Genomic DNA, 18,149 nt, shown 5'->3' with positions numbered 1-18,149 from the left:
ATCTCTGTGCGTTTGTCGTGTCCCTGGCACGGGCCGAACTGCCGCATCCCCAAAGGGACATGTGCACGGCGGACCACGAGTCTGCCTGGCGGCTTGCCGTCGCACATGCGCGCAGCCGTCGGGCACCCAATCGAAGGACCACTTTGGACACCACCTACTGGAGCCGGCGGCGTGTGCTCGGCGCCCTCGCGGCCACCACTGCCGTCGCCGCGGCCTCGAGCCTCGTCCTCAACCCCGTGGCGGCCTGGGCCGACACCCCTGCGTCCGACGGTGACGAGGGCGACCCGCTCAACCTGCCCGACACCGACCGGGCGAAGGCCGTCCAGGCCTGGCTGCTGGGCGGCCCCGCCGTCCGCGCCGCCGCGGAAGCGGCGCTCAGCGGCTCCGACACCGACATCCGGACCTTCCTGACGGTGGACCTTCCCAAGGCCACGGCAGAGGACAACCGCGTCGCCATCGTCACCTCCCTGGCGGGAGGCGGTACGGGTGTCCGGCGGGAGGCCGCCGCGGCCCTGGGCGGCGGCGACGCCGACATCATCGCCTTCCTCGACGGGGGCTTCCACAGCGCGATCCTGGAGGACCTGCGCGTCGCCGCCACCACGGTGATGGCCACGGGCGGCAAGGCCGTGAACCGGGACGGCAACACGGCGCTGAGCACGGGCACCCGGGAAGCCCTGGAGCAGTACCTCCTCGACGGCCAGTACACGGCGCGCCAGGAGGACATGCGCTTCGAGGCCACCAAGCTCACCGTCAACGCGGGCCCGGAGGTGCAGAAGTACGCCACCCGGGCGCTGTCCGGCAGCGCCGAGGACGTCGAGTGGTTCCTCGAGACCGGCCAGCACATCGCCCGCGCCCGTGACCAGGAGTCCGCGACCATCGACGAACTCGTCGCGGTCGTCGAGCGCGAGGGCAGGAAGGCCGACGCGAAGACGAAGGAGGCCCAGGAGGCCGCCGCTCGCGCCACGGAGGCCGCGGGGAAGGCCAAGGAGGCCGCCGAGCAGGCCGCCGCCGAGGCCCAGGCGGCTCAGCAGGACGTGATCAAGTCGGGCCGGGCGGCCCGCAAGGCGGCGCAGGCCGCTCAGGGCGCGGCGGACTCGGCCCGGGTCGCCATCCGCGCTTCCCGCGCCGCCGTCGACGCCTCGCGCCGTGCCGCCTACGCCGCCACGGCGGCGAGCCAGGCGGCCGCCACCGCCGGCAGCGCCGCCGCCCAGGCGTACAACGCCGCCATCGCCGCGTCCAAGGACGCCACCAAGACGGCCGCCGCCAAGAACGCCGCCGTGGCCGCGCGCAACGCCGCTGCCAAGGCCCGCAGTGCCGCGAAGGCCGCCGACGCCGCCAAGGTCTCCACCGACCAGTCCAAGGCGGCCAGCGCCTCCGCCGCGTCCGCGGCCCGCAACGCGGCAGCGGCCGCGTCCGCCTCCGCCACGGCGGCTGCCGCCGCGGGGGCGTCCGAGGCGGAGGCCGCGGAGGCCAAGCGGCAGGCGCAGATCGCCGGCGCCAACGCCCAGATCGCCACCAACGCCGCCGGCACCGCCCAGGCTCTGGCCAACACCGCGTCGGCGGCGGCCGCCGCCGCACGCGACGCCGCGAACAGCGCCGCCGACCACGCGGACAAGTCCGCGGACGCCGCCGAGTGGGCCGTCAAGTACGCGGGCAAGGCGGTCGACTACGCCAACAAGTCGACCGCCTTCGCCAACGAGGCCACCAAGGCCGCCAACACCGCCATCGACGCCGTGGACAAGGCGGTCACGGTGGAGCAGCAGGCGCGGGACGCCGAGTGGCAGCGCCTCGACCAGGACACGAAGCAGGCGCTGGAGGAGGCCCGCCTGCTCGCGCAGATCGAGGACGGGGAGCGGGCGCAGTACGCCGAGAAGCGGACGCAGGCCGCGCGGGCCGCGCAGGCCACCGTGGACCTCATCACGAAGGCCGAGACGGCACTTCGGGGCGGCGACCTGGGCCTGTCCGCCACGCTCGGGCGCAGGGCGGCCATCGCCGTGATGAACGCCACCGGGACCTGGTCGCGGGAGGCCGCACGGTTCGCCCTGTCCGGGGTCGACGCCGACGTCCACCGCTGGATCGACACCGACCGCCGGCTCGCACAGCGGCAGGACGACCTGGAGACGTCCCTCTACATCGCCCAGGTCTCCTCCCCCGACGTGGCCGACGCGGCGGCCAGGGCACTGGAGGACGACGACCCGGACGCCGGCACGGCCTTCCTCGGCTCTGGCGTCATAGCGGCCGCGGCCGCGGACAACCGGGTCATGATCTCCCGCGTCCTGGCAGGCACTCCCGGCAGCACGGTGAAGAAGGCTGCGAACGACGCACTCGACGCCGGCACCCCCGAAGCCCTGCACCAGTTCCTCAGCGCCGGGTACGAGGCGGCGATGCGGGACGACGACGCGGTCGCCACCGCCGCCCTCATCGACAAGGGGGGCCCGTACACCAAGGCCCACGCCCAGGTCGCGATGGAGGGCCCGGCGTGGATGCGCCGCAACTTCATCGCCTCGGTGCAGTACAAGACCGCGCAGCTCGACTACGACTCCGCCGCCCACATCGCGGCCGTCCAGGGCGCCATCGCCGCCGCCTCGAAGGTCGCGAACAAGGCGGCGGAGAACGCGAACCGCGCCCAGGAGGCCGCGGCCAAGGCCCGCAACGCGGCCAAGGAGGCGTCGGACTGGGCGGACAAGGCCACGCAGTCGCAGAAGAAGGCCGAGGACTGCGCCAAGCAGGCGAACGCGAACGCGGACGCCGCCGACAGGTCGGCGCAGAGCGCGCAGGCCTCGGCCGACCAGGCCAAGCAGGCTGCCGCCAAGGCACGCACGGCCGCGCGCTCGGCGAACTACTCCGCCAACCGTGCCGTGGACGCCGCCCAGAATGCCAGGGCCTCCGCCAACGCCGCCCAGGCCTCCGCCAACGCCGCCCGGGCTTCCGCCATCCAGGCGAAGCAGGACGCGCAGACCGCGGCGGCCGCGGCAAGCGAGGCGAACAGGATCGTCGCTGCCAAGCGAAAGGCCGAGCTCGCGGAGAAGGCCCGCAAGGCGGCCGAGGAGGCGCGGCAGGCCAAGGCGAGCGGGAAGGACCCGGCCGACACCGCCGACAACGACTCCGTCAAGGGCGGTCTTCCCTGGTGGAAGAAGGACGCCCGCTGGCTGGCGAACGCCACGAACGATCTGAGCATCGGCACCGGCTTCATCGCCGCCGGTCTCGGCCTGGCCGGCCTCGCCTTCCCGGTGCTCGAACCCGCGGCGGGCGCCTTCGGGGAGGCTTCGGTCGCACTCGGCGGGCTCAGTGCCCTGTTCACCGGCATCGGCTACGGATTCACGAGCTCCGAGTTCAAGCAGTCCGCGGCGAGCGCCGCCCTGGGCCTGATCACCTTCGGCCAGTCGAAGTGGATCGGTGCTCTCGGCGCGGGCAAGGTGGCCACGAAGGTGACGCAGTTCGGACACGACCTCGTCTCGCCGGTCACCGGACTTCTGAGCCTTTTCTGACGGGCACGCAAGCCGGCATCGTGCAGTAATTGGGCCGGCGGCTCCGACGCCGTCGGCCCTTCTTCACCGCGGAAAGGAACCCGCCATGCTCGCCCGGCTTCCTCTGCACTGGTTGTTGCTTCTGGCGGCCCTCGCAACCGTGGTCCTCGGCCTCGGTGTGCAGTGGGTGTTCAGAAGGCCCAAGGCACTGGCGCTTTACCTGGCCATTTCGGTGGGATGCTGCCTCGGCATGATCGCCGTGGGCGCCCGCCAGTATCAGCACTGGACCACCTCGCAGATGCTGATTCTCTACTCCTTCAGCTGGCTCGGGCTCGCCATCGGCTTCTTCCCGTCCAGGAAGCTGCTGCGCCAGTACGCGGAGGACCGGCGTCGCGGACTGAAGCCGGAGAACATCGAGTACCCGGCCCGATACCGGGCGCCCCTTTTGATCTCGGTGATCGTCATGGAGCTCCTTGGCTTCATTCTCTCGAGCTGAACCCCCAGTTTTTTGCCCAATCATTTACGACGTACGACGCAACCCGAAACAGGCGTGATCAATCTCATACCAAGACGGCGGTTTTGCGCCCCATTTAACCACTTTACGAAGTGGACAGACACTCTTCGCATAAGGTTTTATTGGCGCGTTCGATCAACGGAATCCGGACCGACCGTCAGCATTCCATGGCGGGGATTTGGGGGAACGAATGCCGATTCCGGTTGCCTTCACTTCCATGTCTGAAACATGCTCGCGCTCGTTTTCCGGAGGCGAGAAGTAAGGATTGCGATGAAGGCACGTGCCACCACGGCAAAGCCATTGCGCAGGAGACTCATAGGCACCGCCGCCCTGGCGGCCGCGGGCGCCCTGACCTGGGTCACGCTGCTCGGCGGAGGAGCGTCCGCCGGCCAGGGCACCGCCTCCGAAACGGTCGCGCCCGCCGCCGGCGAGGCCCCCGGCTACGCCGTCGAGAACTTCGGCTACCCGCAGGCCGACAAGATCCTCGCCGAGAGGAACATCGTCCTCAAGCGCGGCGACGGTCACATCACGCTCGCCGACTGCGCCAGCGGCACCGGCTTCCTCGAGGTCTGGGCGCGGAGCAAGGACAAGGTCTGCTTCCAGGTCACCGGCAACGCCGGCTGGCTGACCCTGGAGATCCCCTCCGTCTACGCCGTCCGGGGCAACGACTACGCGGCCCAGGTCGACATGACCGTCGGCACGGAGGAGAAGAGCTTCGACGTCGCGAAGAACACCTGGACCGCGGTCGGCGAGAGCGCGGACCCGCAGGGCCGAGAGCACATGCTCGTGGAGATCAGGACCTCCAAGTAGCGCCCGCCGCGGCTCCGTTCGCCAGCCGATCCGCCCTCCCGGTCCCCGAGACCTCACGTCCAAGGAATCACGTCATGCGACACACCAGACACGTGCGCCTCGCCGCGCTCGCCGCAGCCCTGATCGCCGGCCCGGTCGCGGTATGCGCCGCACCCGCGTCCGCCGTCACCGGCGCGCCCGTCGGCGACAGCAGCTTCAGCTACACCGCCCAGGTCATCGTCGGCGACCACGACCGCGGCTGCTCCGGCGTCCTGGTCGCCCCCGAGTGGCTGCTCACCGCCGCCAGTTGCTTCGCCGACAACCCTGCCGCGAGCCTGGCCGTGCCTGCGGGCAAGCCGAAGACCCCGACCACCGCCACCATCGGCCGCTCCGACCTCAGCGGCTCCGACGGGGCGGTGCGCGACATCGTCCAGCTCGTCCCCCGCACCGACCGCGACGTGGTCCTGGCACGCCTGAACCGGCCGGTCACCAACGTGGCCCCCATCGCCGTGGCCACCACCGCACCCGCCGCGGGCGAGGAGCTGAAGTTCGCCGGATACGGCCGTACCCAGACCGAATGGGCGCCGCTGAAGCTGCACACCGGCGCGCTGACCGTGGACTCGGCCGCGGCCACCTCGGCCACCGTCACCGGCAAGGACGCGGCCGCCTGTATGGGCGACAGCGGCGGCCCCGTGGTCCGCACGGCCGGCGGCACTCCGCAGCTGGTCGCCCTCAACAGCCAGTCGTACCAGGGCGGTTGCTTCGGCGTCGACGCCTCCGAGACCCGCACCGGCGGCATCGCCGCCCGCGTCGACGACCTGGCCTCCTGGGTGACCTCCACCGCCGGCGCCCCCCGTATCGCCGACTTCAACTGCGACGGCATCGAGGACACCGCCATCGCCGACCCCAAGGCGACCGTCGGCGGTGACGACGGCGCCGGGGTGGTCCGGATCGTCTACGGCGGCGGCAAGGGCACCGCCGAGATCAACCAAGACCTGGACTGGGTGCCCGGCGGCGCCGAGCCGAACGACTGGTTCGGCGAGTCCCTGGCCACCGTCGATTACAACGAGGACGGCTGCACCGACCTGGTCGTCGGCACCCCCTCCGAGGACCTGGGCACCGCCCCCGACGCGGGCGTGGTCGACCTCCTGTACGGCGCGCCGGGCGGCATCGGCACCGGCGCCACCAAGGACACCCACTTCGAGCAGGGCACGGGCACCGGTTCTCTCAAGTCCTCGGCAGCCGAGAGCGGCGACCGCATGGGCCAGGCCCTCGCGGCCGGGACCACCGCCGCGGGCGAGCCGTTCATGGTGTTCGGCGACCCCGGTGAGGCCATCGGCAAGGTCGCCAAGGCGGGCATGGCCTTCTACGTGCACGGCAACACCAACGTGGCCATCAGCCAGGACAGCACCGGCGTCCCGGGTGCCGTGGAGGAGGGCGACGGCTTCGGCAGCACGGTCGCGGCCGACGCCAACCACATCGCCATCGGCGCCCCCGACGAGACCATCGGCTCCGACGCGGACGCCGGCAATGTCGCGGTGTTCAGCCACAAGCTGAACTCCGAGGGCCGCCCGACCGCGCTGTTCGGTCTCGACGAGGACCTGGACACCGTCTCCGGCGGCGCCGAGGCCGGCGACCTGTTCGGCAAATCCCTTGCTCTGGTTCCCTACCGCCCGTCCGGGGCGGCGGCCGCCACCGACTCCATCCTCGCGGTGGGCGCGCCCGGCGAGGACCTGACCATCGACGGCGTCAACAAGGCCGACGCGGGCAATGTGATCACCTTCCGCATCACCCCGGCGGGCACGTACAGCCAGCTCAACGTGTACTACTCGGGCTCCGCCTCCGACGAGATGGTCGGCACCTCCGAGGCCGGCGACCACTTCGGCCAGACCCTGGCCGCTGTCAACACCGCACCCAGCGCGGTGAGCACCGCCGCCACGATGAAGCTCGCCGTCGGCATCCCGGACGAGACCGTCGGCACCACGGCCAAGGCAGGCGCCATCACCACCTTCTCGCTGCTCGGCGCCCGCGGCGACAACGACCGCTGGATCGAGGCGGGCACCTCCGGCATTCCCGGCTCGGCGGGCGCCAACCAGCACCTGGGTACCAGCCTGCACTTCACCGGCACCAAGCTGTACGTGGGCATGCCCTACGGTCCGTCCGGCTACGGCACGGCCTACGGCCTGCCCCTGTCCAACGTGACCGCGGGCGGCACCAACGCCGCGATCACCACGTACCAGCCCGGCACGGGCGGCCTCCCGGCAGCCGGTGCCCGCTTCGGCTACGTCGTCCGCTAACGGAAGAGCAGCGGACGCGACTCCGCCGGCCGTGGGCCCAACAGGCCCCTGCGGCTCCCGCACCGTGCCCGGCTGGGTTTCCCAGCCGGGCACGGTGCATCGGCGGCAGCCGGGTCCGCTGCTACGACGACGGCTCCCATGACGAGGGGGGACCGGCCCTGTGCGGGCCGGTCCCCCCTCGTCATGTGCCGCGCAGGGAACGGTTCAGCGCTCCAGGAACGTGAACAGTTCCTCCCACCGTTCGCAGATGGCCGCGGGCGAGTACCGCTGGACGTTCGTCCGCGCCCGCTCACCCATCGTGTCGCGGAGTGCCGCGTCCTCCATCAGACGGCCCAGCTGGTGGGCGAGTTCGGAGACATTGCCGGGGCGGGCGAGGAGGCCGTCCTCCTCGTCCCGGATGATCTCGCGCACGCCCGGGGCGCAGTCGAAGGCCGCGCACGGCACGGCGCAGGCCATCGCCTCCAGCAGAGCCAGGGGGAAGCCCTCGCCCCGGGAGGACTGCACGAACACGGATGCCCCCCGCAGCGCGCCGGCGACATCGTCCGTCTGCCCGGCCCACTCCACCGATCCGTCCAGGCCCAGCCGGGTGCACTGCTGCCGCAGGGCCTCCTCGTCGGGGCCGGAGCCGTAGATCTTGAGGAGCCAGCCGGGGTGCTTCGGCGCCGCCTCGGCCCAGGCGTCCAGAAGCATGTCGATGCCCTTCTGGTGCCCCAGCCGGCCGATGCTCGCGACGACCTTCTCGGTGCGCTCGGAGGGGACCTCCGGCATCATCGGCAGCGGATTCGGCATATAGCCGACGTTGTTGAGGCCCCGGCCTATCCACAGGTCGGCGTCCTCGCGGGTGAGCAGCAGCAGACGGTCGGTTTCCTTGTAGTACCGCTCGACGCGCTGGAAGCGGGAGGAGCCGCGCGAGTACTCGTAGGACTCGTGGCTCATGCCGATGACCGGGTGCCCGGCGGTGTCGGCGAGCGCCACCCACTCCATGGCCCACACCTGGGTCACGATGATCATCGCCCCGGGCCGGGCGGCCCGGAAGACGGACGACAGCCGCTCGGCGGCCCGGCGCATGTCCGCCTCACGCATGGCCTCGCGCCGCCGGGCCCTGAGGTTGGCACGGTCGGACAGGGTCCGCGCCTGCCAGCGCCCCGGCGGGCGCTCGTCGTAGAGCGTCACCGTGGAGAACGGCGGGTTCTCCCCCAGGTCCATGGGGACCTCGGGCGGCGCGATGCCGACGATGGTCACCCGGTGGCCGCTCTCCGCGAACAGCTTGGCCATCAGCGCCTGCCAGCGTGCCACTCCGCCGAGTTCGTTGACCTCGTTGGCCACGAAGATGATGTCGCGCTGTGTCATCGGGCGTCTCCCCGGTTTCCGAAGAAGCGGTCGACGATCCGGGCGGCGGCGTCGCCGCGGTCGTACTCGCCGTACTGGGTCACGAATTCCTTGAGGCGTGCCTCGTGCTCGGAGGCGAGGCTCTGCAGATCCTCCAGGACGCGGAAGAGGTCCTCCGCCGTCCGGACGACGGGACCGGGAGCCTGCTCGGACAGGTCGAAGTACGTCCCGCGGCTGTTGTCGACGTACTCCTCCCAGTCGTAGGTGAAGAAGACCATCGGGCGCTGGAGCAGCGCATAGTCGAACATCACCGAGGAGTAGTCGGTGATCATCGCGTCCGCGAGCAGGAGAACCGGCGTGATGTCCGGCTCCTCGCTGACGTTGACCACCCGGCCCGCCACGGAGGGCGGGAGCGTCACGCTGTTGAGGTAGTGCGTCCGGATCAGCAGGGTGAACTCATCGCCGAAGCGGTCCGCGAAGGCGTCGATGTCGAACGGGAATTCGAACTTCTGGACCTTTCCGTTCTGCTCCCGGAACGTGGGGGCGTACAGGACGACGGGGCGGTCCGTGCGGATGCCGAGCCTGTCCGCGAGTTCCCGCGCCGCCGGGTCGAGGGTCTCGGCGTCCTTGGCGCGGACCAGCGCGTCGTTGCGCGGGTAGCCGGTGCGCAGGAGCTTCTCCTCTGGGATCCGGTAGGCCGGGGCCAGGGTCTTCTCGTCGTGCCGGCCCCGCACCACGAAGTAGTCGAACCGGTCGATCGCCTCCTGGTAGGCGCTCTGCTCGTGCTCCGGCTTGATGCGGTACTTCGGCTCGTCGAATCCCATGCGCTTGAGCGCGGAGCCGTGCCAGGTCTGGATGTAGGTGGTCTCCGGGCGCTTGTTCAGCTTCAGCGGGAAGCCCTGGTTGTCGATCCAGAACTCCGCCTGCGCCAGCGCCCTGAGGTAGGGCCAGGACCAGCGGCGCACCAGCTCGACGTCCTTCGGGAAGCCCGTGGGACGCTCGCCGGCGTAGGACCAGACGGCCTTGAAGGGCACGCCGCGGCGGCGCATCTCCTCGTAGATCGCCCGGGGGCTGTCGCTGTACTGCTTGCCGAGGTGGCTCTCGAAGACCACCGTGCCCGTGCGGACGGGAAGCAGCCGGATCATCCGGTGGTAGGTCTCGATCTTTCGCGGACCCGAGTGGAGGTCCTTACGGGCCGCGACGACCTTGCGCGCCATCTTCTTCGCCAACTCGGCGGGCGGGCTCTGCATATTGCGCTGCACCAGCATCGAGGTGCGGCGGGCGAGCCTGCCGTGCTGGGTGAGGCGGAAGGCGAGGTGGCCCTTGGCCGAGGCGTGCGGCTGGAGGCGGTCGGCCGTCATCCGGCCGAGCCGGGGACGGACGCGTACGGCTCCGCCCTCCTCCAGGGAGGTCTGGCCGACCGTCAGCCGGCTGGTGGTCCGTTCGCCGTCGACGGTGAGGTGGAGGCGCACGTCCCACACCTCGTCGATGATGCCGAGGGGGCGGAGCTTCGCCGCGAGCGGCACATCGGCCTGCCAGGCCACGGACACGCCCTCGTGCTTCACGCTCTGCACCGGGAAGCGGAACGTCTGCAGGCTCTTGCGGCGGGCCCGGAACTCCAGCTCGGCCTTGAGCTTCGCGTTCGGCGGGATCACCCCGAGCGGGTTGACGAGCGCACCGGCCACCGTCACGCCCGTGGGGCTCTCCGTGTAGGCGGTCACCTGGTTGCGCAGGGCGAGGCGCTGGACCGGCTTGGCGTGGTACCCGAGGTCGGTCACGTCGAGGATCTCGCGGCCCACCGGGTCGTCGAGGTGCTCCGCGCACCAGTAGACGCGGCCGTCGCGCTCCACCAGCGAGCTGGACACCTTGCCCGGGTTGATGAGCGTGTCGATCGCCGGGGTGAGGTTCTTCCAGTCCTCGCGCAGCAGCAGAAAGGCGCAGAGCCGGTGGATCGGGGACAGGCCCTCGTAGGCCTCCTGGGAGAAGTCCTGGATGTAGCCGCGGGCCATCTCGGCGAAGTGGTGCCGGTACTCGTCGTCCAGGAAGGGCAGGTCCCGCAGGTACAGCACGAGGTCGTGCTTGAGGAACTTGCGGTCCTTGTGGAGCTTCAGCTCGTCCTGGCCCTGCTCGGCGAGGATGCGGTCGATCCTGCGGTGGATCTCCACCCGGTCGGCGAAGTTGTTGATCTCGTGGCGCCGGTTGCTGATCGACTTCTCGGCGGCCTTCTCGACGACGTTCCAGAAGTAGACCGTGTTGGGAATCAGCGTGATCCGGGACGCGGCCAGGTAGGCCTGGGCCGAGAAGAGCAGGTCCTCGTAGTGGATGCCCCGGGGGAAGACCAGACCGCTGTCGATCAGGAACTCACGCCGGTAGCACTTGTTCGTCGACAGGGTGTCGAAGACCAGCAGGTCCGGTATCTCGGCGACGGAGTCGAAGGTGCGGGTCTCCCGGTAGAGCCACGGGTACCACTTGACCGTCTTGCCGTGCCTGTTGTCCGTGTGGACGCGCAGGCAGAGCCCGGAGACCAGGTCGGCGCCGGTGCTCTCGGCGGCTTCCAGCATGTTCCGGCAGGCGTTCGGCTCCAGCGTGTCATCGCTGTCGAGGAACATCACATAGCGGCCGCGGGCCACCGCCACGCCCTGGTTGCGCGGCTCGCCGCAGCCGCCGCTGTTCTCCGGCAGCTGGATCGCCCGCACGCGGTCGGACCGGGCGGCCAGCTGCTGCGCGACCTCGAACGAGGCGTCGGTGGAGTGGTCGTCGGCGATGATCACCTCGACGTTGCGCAGGGTCTGGTCGAGGACCGACTGCACGGCTGTCGGAAGGCGTGCCGCGTCGTTGAAGACGATGACGACGACGCTGATGTCGGGCGTTGTGTCGGGGTGCTGGGACACTGCTGCAGCTACCTCTGGCTCGTGGGGACGGATATCGGGGCCGACGCGTCGCGGGACGGCCCTGGTGGCGGGGCGGGGGTGCGTTCGTCCAGCGGGACGAGGGGCGGCAGGGCCTCGAGGGGCTCGCCGAGGAAGACATGGCGCACGGTGCGCTCGGCTGCACGACCGTCGTCGAAGTCGCAGAAGCGACGGCGGAAACGGTCCCGCGCCCGGGTGGCCCGCTCGCCGCGCCAGGCGTCGGAGCAGAGCACGTCGGCCAGTTCCTCCTCGGTGGTGGCGACGGCACCCGGCGCCTGTGCGAGCACATCGAAGTAGGTGCCGCGCACGGCGGAGTAGGTGTCCCAGTCGTCGGCGAAGACCACGATCGGCCGATCCAGGTTGGCGTAGTCGAACATCGCCGACGAGTAGTCCGTGATCAGGCAGTCGGCGGCGAGGTAGAGGCGCTCGACCGCGGGGTGGGCGGACACGTCGAGGATCCGCCCGTCGGCCGGCAACTCGGCCGGCGGGTCGGACCGGTGGTGGGCGTAGTGGCCGCGCACCAGCAGCACGGCGTCCGGCCCCAGCCGCTCGGCCAGCCTCACCGGATCGAGGCGCAGCACGAAGTCGCGCTGGTACTCGCGGTACGTCGGCAGGTAGAGGAAGGCCGTGGTGCCCTCGCTCAGCCCGAGCTCACGGCGGGCCTCGCGCACGTCCCCGGCCGTGGAGTTGAGCAGGACGTCGTTGCGCGGGTAGCCGGTCTCCAGGGAGGTGTAGGAGCAGGGGTACGCCCGCTCCCACACGGCGCTCGAGAACCGGTTGGAGACAAGGCTGAAGTCCCAGCGGTCGCAGCGCTCGAGGAGCTTGCCGAAGTCCATGCTCGTCGAGGCCGGGTACCTCTGCTGGTCCAGGCCCATGGTCTTCAGCGGGGTGCCGTGGTGGGTCTGCACATGTATCTGGCCCTCCCGCTTCACGACGGCGTTCGGGAAGTTCACGTTGTTGACCAGATACGTGGCACGGGCGACGGCGGCCCAGTACTCGCGCGAGCCCACCCGCACGTGGTCGACGCCCTCGGGCACCGTGTCCGCCGCGTCCGGGTGGACCGCCCACACCCGGCGTATGTGGGGTGCGAGGCGGGCGAGCTCGGAGTCGATGGCCGCCGGGTTGCAGGAGACGCCGCGGCTCCAGTAGGCGGAGAACACCGCCAGGTACTCGTCGCGCGGCAGCCGCAGCTGGGACTGGTAGTACAGGCTCATGGCGCCGCGCCGGGAGCGGTTGAGGGTGGCGCGCGCCCGGCCCCGGACCGTGTTGCGGATCCTCACCGCGGCCGTGGCGCCCGCCAGTCCGGCGTAGGCGTCGCGTTCCAGCAGCGCGTACTTCTTGCCGCGGGCGCCGGCCGGCTTCCGGAAGCCCTCGGGCATCCGGTCACGGTAGTCGGCGGCGGCACGGTGGAAGAACTCCGCCCGGGCGTCCTGCGGCAGCCGTCCGGGGCGCTCCAGGACGGCCAGGTAGTGGTCGACCATCTTGCGGAACAGGGGGGTGCGCCAGCGGGTGCCGTCCTCACGTGCGTCGAGGAAGTCGAAGACGCGGCGGTACTGCTCGAAGACGTCGAAGTGCTTGCGGCTGACGGTGGAGAGGATGTTGCCGCCCTCGCGCCGCTGCCGGTACAGCAGGCAGACGCGGTCCAGGACGGTGATGCGGTCCGCTGCGATCAGGGAGCGGAACGTCCACAGGGCGTCCTCGTAGTAGCCCGGCGGGAAGGTGAGGCCCTCCCGGGCGATGAAGTCCCGGCGGTAGGCCTTGTTGCAGACGATCTGCAGCAGATCGAGCAGCTGCGGCCGCTCGGCGAGGGAGAAGACCTCCCCGTCGGCTTCCTTGAGCAGGCGCGCCCGCTGGTTCGGGCGGACCTCGCCGTTCCAGTAGGTGCGCACATAGTCGTAGATCAGTACCTCGGGATCGCCGGCGGCCTCCAGCCGCCCGGCTATGGCCGACAGCGCCCCCGGAGCCAACGTGTCGTCACTGTCCAGAAACAGGACGTAATCGCCGCGGACGTTTTCCAGGGCGATATTGCGTGCACGCCCCAGGCCGACGTTCTCCGTGAGGTGAATCACACGAATACGGTCGTCCCGTATGGCGTACTCATCGAGAATGGCACCCGAGCCGTCCGGAGAGCAGTCGTCGACGGCGACGATTTCGAAGTCCGCGTAGTCCTGCCCCAGGACCGACTCAAGACACTCGGAGAGGTACCCCTGCACCTTGTAGGCGGGGACGACGAGGGAGAGTCTAGGTACCTTTTGCAACCTGTCTCCGGGGCGAACGTTGAGTACACGAGCGAGGCCGGCGCGCGCGGCCTTCGCGGACCGGAGCGCACACCGCCCATCAGAGTAAGGGATTCACGAGATGTTTCCGTGAAAGAGGTCGTCCGGCCACCTGGACCCGCCCCAGTGATTTTGACCTTTTCCTTCGGAACGCGTCCTGTTTGTCCGATTCGATTTTCCGGGGCCCACCGACCAGTCTGAACACACTGACCACCGCACAGGAGAGGTGACAATGAGCTGGCTGGTAACGGGCGGCGCGGGGTACATAGGCGCGCACGTGGTGCGCGCCCTGATGCGGGGCGGTGAGAGCGTCGTGGTCTACGACGACCTCTCGACCGGCAGCGCCGACCGCGTGCCCGCCGGCACTCCGCTGGTGGTCGGCAGCGTGCTGGACGCCGAGAGGCTCGCGCAGACGATTCGTGACCATGATGTGACCGGCGTGGTGCACATCGCGGCCAAGAAGCAGGTGGGCGAGTCCGTCGAGCGGCCGCTCCACTACTACCGGGAGAACGTCACCGGCCTTCAGACCCTGCTCGACGTCATGACCGCCGCCGGGGTCGACCGGCTCGTCTTCTCCTCCTCCGCCGCGGTGTACGGCATGCCGGACGTGGACCTCGTCACCGAGGACACCCCCTGCGCGCCCATGAGCCCCTACGGCGAGACCAAGCTGATCGGCGAGTGGCTGATCGGCGCCGCCGCACGAGCCCACGGGATCCGGGCCGCCTCGCTGCGCTACTTCAACGTGGCCGGAGCCGGCAGCCCCGAACTCGCGGACACCGGCGTGTTCAACCTCATTCCCATGGTCTTCGAGCGCCTCGAAGCCGGTGAGGCGCCCCGGATCTTCGGCGACGACTACGCCACGCCGGACGGCACCTGTGTCCGCGACTACATCCACGTCGAGGACATCGCCACCGCCCACCTCGCGGCCGCCCGCCGCCTCCAGGACGCTCCCGCGGGAACCTCGCTCGTCCTGAACATCGGCCGGGGCGAGGGCAGTTCCGTCCGGGAGATGGTGGACCGCATCCTCAAGGTCACCGGCCACGACGTGGTGCCCGCGGTGTCGGAGCGCCGCCCCGGCGACCCGGCCCGTGTGGTGGCCTCCGCCGACCGTATCCACCGGGAACTCGGCTGGTCGGCCGGCCACGACCTGGACGACATGATCGAGTCGGCCTGGGAGGGCTGGCGGCACCACCACCAGTGAGCCGCCGCGACGGGCGCCCCTCAGCGCCCGTCGGCACGGCCGGTCCGGCCCGAAGGGGCACCGAAGCCGCTCGGGCCGACCGGAGGCAGCGGGGCAGGGCCACCGTGCTGCCCCCGGTCGGCCGGCGCCGCTCAGAACGGCTCGAAGCCGTCGAACTCCTGGAGAGTCTCGTCCCGCTCGGCCTGCCGGTCCCGGCGCCGCTGTGCCGCGGGCCGCACCCCCTCGAACCGGTGGTCCTCACCGCGCCGGCCGAGCATCTCCGCGCCCGCCGTCACCGTCGGCTCCCAGTCGAAGACGACCGCGTTCTCCTCGGGTCCGATGGCCACGCCGTCACCGGCACGGGCGCCCGCCTTCATCAGCTGGTCCTCGACACCGAGGCGGTTGAGCCGGTCGGCGAGGTAGCCGACGGCCTCGTCGTTGTTGAAGTCCGTCTGCCGCACCCAGCGCTCGGGCTTCTCGCCGCGCACCCGGAACAGCCCGTCGTCCTCGCGCGTCACCGTGAAGCCCGCGTCGTCCACGGCCTTCGGCCGGATGACGATCCGGGTCGCCTCCTCCTTCGGCCGGGCGGCGCGTGCCTTCGCGACCAGGTCGGCGAGGGCGAACGACAGCTCCTTCAGCCCGAGATGGGCCACGGCGGACACCTCGAAGACGCGGTAGCCGCGCGCCTGAAGGTCCGGCCGCACCATCTCGGCCAGGTCCTTGCCGTCCGGTACGTCGATCTTGTTGAGGACCACGATCCGCGGGCGGCCGTCGAGGCCGCCGTACTGCCTCAGCTCCTCCTCGATGACATCGAGATCGGAGACGGGGTCGCGGTCGGACTCCAGGGTGGCCGTGTCCAGCACGTGCACAAGCACGCTGCACCGCTCGACGTGCCGCAGGAACTCCAGGCCGAGCCCCTTGCCCTGGCTGGCGCCCGGGATGAGCCCCGGCACATCGGCGACGGTGTAGACGGTCGCGCCCGCGGTGACCACGCCCAGGTTCGGGACGAGGGTGGTGAACGGATAGTCGGCGATCTTCGGCTTCGCCGCGGACAGCACGGAGATCAGCGAGGACTTGCCCGCGCTCGGGTAGCCGACGAGCGCCACGTCCGCGACCGTCTTCAGCTCCAGCACGATGTCGTGGAGATCACCGGGCTCGCCGAGCAGGGCGAAGCCGGGCGCCTTGCGGCGGGCGGAGGCCAGCGCCGCGTTGCCGAGGCCACCGCGGCCGCCCTGGGCGGCGACGTACGAGGTCCCGTGCCCGACCAGGTCGGCCAGCACATTGCCCGCCTTGTCCAGCACGACCGTGCCGTCCGGCACCGGCAGCACCAGGTCCTGGCCCTCCTTGCCGGAGCGGAAGCCGCCTTCGCCGGGCTTGCCGTTGGTGGCCTTGCGGTGCGGGGAGTGGTGGTAGTCGAGAAGCGTGGTGACGGACTGGTCGACGGTGAGGATCACATCGCCGCCCCGGCCGCCGTTGCCCCCGTCGGGGCCGCCGAGCGGCTTGAACTTCTCGCGGTGGACGGAGGCACAGCCGTGGCCTCCGTTACCCGCGGCGACGTGGAGTTCGACGCGGTCCACGAAGGTGGTCATGGTTCAGTGCCTCCTGGGGGTACCCCCGGCCGAGAGCCGGGGGGAATGCGGGGTGTGCTGTGAATAACAAGCGAAAGGCGGACCCGCCTTCCCGACCGGGAAGTGAGGTCCGCCTCGCGAAACGCCCTACGGCGCCTGGGCCCGAAAGGGGCTGCCTCAGGCGACCGGAACGATGTTCACGACCTTGCGGCCACGGTGGGTACCGAACTCCACCGCACCGGCCTGCAGCGCGAACAGCGTGTCGTCGCCGCCGCGGCCGACGCCCGCGCCCGGGTGGAAGTGCGTGCCGCGCTGGCGGACCAGGATCTCACCCGCGTTCACGACCTGACCGCCGAAGCGCTTCACGCCGAGCCGCTGGGCGTTGGAGTCGCGACCGTTCCGGGTGGACGATGCGCCCTTCTTGTGTGCCATCTGTTCTCAGTCCCTTACTTCGCAGCCGTGGGGATCGACGTGACCTTGATCGCCGTGTACTGCTGGCGGTGGCCCTGCCGACGGCGGTAGCCGGTCTTGTTCTTGTAGCGCAGAATGTCGATCTTCTGGCCCTTGTGGTGGTCCACGACCTCGGCCTGGACCTTGATGCCGGCCAGCACCCACGGGTCGCTGGTCACAGCGTCGCCGTCGACCACGAGCAGGGTCGAGAGCTCGACCGTGTCGCCAACCTTGGCAGTGGAAATCTTGTCAACCTCAACGATGTCGCCGACAGCAACCTTGTGCTGGCGGCCACCGCTGCGCACGATGGCGTACACGCGGATCTCACTCTCTGTCACTCGGGAACGGCACCCCCGCAGTCCAGCCGCCCGGCACCGCGGACGGCCTCTTCCGAAACGCCCGGCGCCCGGAAGGAAGAGGTTTACGGGGATGTGGCGGGTCAGTGGACACGCCGACGGTCAAGGTTACGGGGGCCGGCCTGACGGGTCAAACCGGGCTCGGCCGCCCGCGTGCGAAGCGCCACGGCGACCGCGACGGCACGAACCGCAGGGCCGGGGAAGCGGCTGCACGGCGTGTCCGGACGGCCGTACGGCGGCGGCCGGCCCCGCAGGTCCGGGGCGGGCCGCCGCCGTGTGTGGCGCCGTGACGGGGTGAACCCGGCGGAACACCCGGGAGGGGTCAGTCCTCCGTGGTCACCGAGACCGTCGGCTGAGCCGTCTGCTCGGCGGCCGCCGTCTTCTTGGCGGCCGTCTTCTTGGCGACCGTCTTCTTGGCCGCCGCCTTCTTGGCGGTGGTCTTCTTCGCGGCGGTCTTCTGGGCAGCCGTCTTCTTGGCCGCCGTCTTCTTCGTGGCGGCCTTCTTCGCCGTCGCCTTCTTGGCGGTCTTGCGGGCCGCCTTCTTGGCGGGCGCGGAGACCTCGGCCTCGCCCTCCGCCGGGGCCTCGGCCGCTGCCGGTTCCTCGGCCGCTGCCGGTTCCTCGGCCGCCGACGGGACGACCACGACGGCCGCGTCCTCGGAGGACGTGGGCGCGGTGGCCTTGCGCACGGCACGGCGGCGCGGACGGGCCGGAGCCGCCTCCTCGAGGGGGGCCTCGGCCGTCTCGACCACCTCGGCGGGTGCCTCGGGAGTCTCGGCGGGTGCCTCGGCCTGCGGCGCGGCCTCGCCGACCGTCACCACGGCCTCTGCGGGGGCACCGGCCGGCGCCGACACCCTGCGGGTCGCGCGGCGACGCGTACGGCCCTTGGGCGCGGTCTCGGCCTCCTCCTCGAGCGGCGCGGGCGCCTCGACGACCGGGTCCTCGGCCGCGGCCGGCTCGGCCTCGGCGTCCTGCCGGGACTTCGGAGCGCGCTCGTCCTTGCGCGACTTCGGCG

At 70.9% G+C, this 18,149-nt stretch carries 11 protein-coding genes and 1 pseudogene; 5 read left to right on the top strand and 7 right to left on the bottom strand.

The features are described from left to right. Window positions 1-143: 143 nt before the first annotated feature. The 4 genes from LZ604_RS03910 (at window position 144) to LZ604_RS03895 (ending at window position 7,067) form a co-directional block, all read left to right on the top strand. On the top strand, window positions 144-3,488 hold the full coding sequence (locus LZ604_RS03910) for an ALF repeat-containing protein (RefSeq protein WP_234512655.1): 3,345 nt from the start codon (window positions 144-146) through the stop codon (window positions 3,486-3,488). A gap of 85 nt (window positions 3,489-3,573) precedes the next feature. After that, window positions 3,574-3,963: a hypothetical protein gene (locus LZ604_RS03905; RefSeq protein ID WP_234512654.1), complete on the top strand. Its 390-nt coding sequence runs from the start codon at window positions 3,574-3,576 to the stop codon at window positions 3,961-3,963. A gap of 288 nt (window positions 3,964-4,251) precedes the next feature. Then, the gene (locus LZ604_RS03900; RefSeq protein ID WP_234512653.1) at window positions 4,252-4,791 is read left to right on the top strand and encodes a hypothetical protein; all 540 of its coding nucleotides are present in this window, start codon (window positions 4,252-4,254) and stop codon (window positions 4,789-4,791) included. Between the two features lie 74 nt (window positions 4,792-4,865). Next, window positions 4,866-7,067, top strand: coding sequence for a trypsin-like serine protease (locus LZ604_RS03895; protein ID WP_234512652.1), 2,202 nt, complete (start codon window positions 4,866-4,868; stop codon window positions 7,065-7,067). Between the two features lie 204 nt (window positions 7,068-7,271). Here the strand turns inward: LZ604_RS03895 and LZ604_RS03890 are convergent, their stop codons facing one another. Genes LZ604_RS03890 through LZ604_RS03880 form a run of 3 tightly spaced genes read right to left on the bottom strand, consistent with a single transcriptional unit; the run spans window position 7,272 to window position 13,563 of the window. Further along, on the bottom strand, window positions 7,272-8,417 hold the full coding sequence (locus tag LZ604_RS03890) for a glycosyltransferase family 4 protein (RefSeq protein WP_234512651.1): 1,146 nt from the start codon (window positions 8,415-8,417) through the stop codon (window positions 7,272-7,274). Continuing rightward, window positions 8,414-11,287 carry a bifunctional glycosyltransferase/CDP-glycerol:glycerophosphate glycerophosphotransferase gene (locus LZ604_RS03885; protein ID WP_234512650.1) on the bottom strand — a complete coding sequence of 958 codons (2,874 nt, stop codon included), beginning with the start codon at window positions 11,285-11,287 and terminating at the stop codon, window positions 8,414-8,416. The genes LZ604_RS03890 and LZ604_RS03885 overlap by 4 nt, the downstream gene beginning before the upstream one ends. Window positions 11,288-11,295: 8 nt before the next feature. Beyond that, window positions 11,296-13,563, bottom strand: a complete 2,268-nt coding sequence (locus LZ604_RS03880) for a bifunctional glycosyltransferase/CDP-glycerol:glycerophosphate glycerophosphotransferase (protein WP_234512649.1) — start codon at window positions 13,561-13,563, stop codon at window positions 11,296-11,298. A gap of 250 nt (window positions 13,564-13,813) precedes the next feature. Between LZ604_RS03880 and galE the strand changes: the two genes are divergently transcribed. Further along, window positions 13,814-14,782 carry a UDP-glucose 4-epimerase GalE gene (gene galE / locus LZ604_RS03875; RefSeq protein WP_234512647.1) on the top strand — a complete coding sequence of 323 codons (969 nt, stop codon included), beginning with the start codon at window positions 13,814-13,816 and terminating at the stop codon, window positions 14,780-14,782. Between the two features lie 131 nt (window positions 14,783-14,913). On the opposite strand, the gene obgE is transcribed toward galE, so the two are convergent. The 4 genes and pseudogenes from obgE to LZ604_RS03855 all read right to left on the bottom strand — a co-directional run. Continuing rightward, window positions 14,914-16,350: a GTPase ObgE gene (gene obgE / locus LZ604_RS03870; protein WP_234512646.1), complete on the bottom strand. Its 1,437-nt coding sequence runs from the start codon at window positions 16,348-16,350 to the stop codon at window positions 14,914-14,916. Window positions 16,351-16,506: 156 nt separating this feature from the next. After that, a complete protein-coding gene (gene rpmA, locus LZ604_RS03865) occupies window positions 16,507-16,761 on the bottom strand; it encodes a 50S ribosomal protein L27 (RefSeq protein WP_023550764.1) in 255 nt (84 codons plus the stop codon). A 14-nt stretch (window positions 16,762-16,775) separates the two neighbouring features. Beyond that, the gene (gene rplU, locus LZ604_RS03860) at window positions 16,776-17,096 is read right to left on the bottom strand and encodes a 50S ribosomal protein L21 (RefSeq protein ID WP_009188585.1); all 321 of its coding nucleotides are present in this window, start codon (window positions 17,094-17,096) and stop codon (window positions 16,776-16,778) included. Window positions 17,097-17,457: 361 nt separating this feature from the next. Beyond that, window positions 17,458-18,149 (bottom strand): annotated as a pseudogene (locus tag LZ604_RS03855) (Rne/Rng family ribonuclease); the annotation flags it as partial.

Origin of the sequence: Streptomyces glomeratus (assembly GCF_021462825.1) — a bacterium.
Lineage (GTDB): Bacteria > Actinomycetota > Actinomycetes > Streptomycetales > Streptomycetaceae > Streptomyces > Streptomyces glomeratus.
The sequence above is the reverse complement of the archived record's forward strand: the minus strand, read 5'-3'. Positions and strand labels throughout refer to the sequence as shown.

What these genes read in the sequence shown, in the direction of transcription:
- galE (WP_234512647.1), top strand. Translation starts at nt 13,814, where the DNA reads ATGAGCTGGCTGGTAACGGGCGGCGCGGGGTACATAGGCGCGCACGTG.
- LZ604_RS03890 (WP_234512651.1), bottom strand. Translation starts at nt 8,417, where the DNA reads ATGACACAGCGCGACATCATCTTCGTGGCCAACGAGGTCAACGAACTC.
- rpmA (WP_023550764.1), bottom strand. Translation starts at nt 16,761, where the DNA reads ATGGCACACAAGAAGGGCGCATCGTCCACCCGGAACGGTCGCGACTCC.
- LZ604_RS03895 (WP_234512652.1), top strand. Translation starts at nt 4,866, where the DNA reads ATGCGACACACCAGACACGTGCGCCTCGCCGCGCTCGCCGCAGCCCTG.
- LZ604_RS03905 (WP_234512654.1), top strand. Translation starts at nt 3,574, where the DNA reads ATGCTCGCCCGGCTTCCTCTGCACTGGTTGTTGCTTCTGGCGGCCCTC.
- obgE (WP_234512646.1), bottom strand. Translation starts at nt 16,350, where the DNA reads ATGACCACCTTCGTGGACCGCGTCGAACTCCACGTCGCCGCGGGTAAC.
- LZ604_RS03900 (WP_234512653.1), top strand. Translation starts at nt 4,252, where the DNA reads ATGAAGGCACGTGCCACCACGGCAAAGCCATTGCGCAGGAGACTCATA.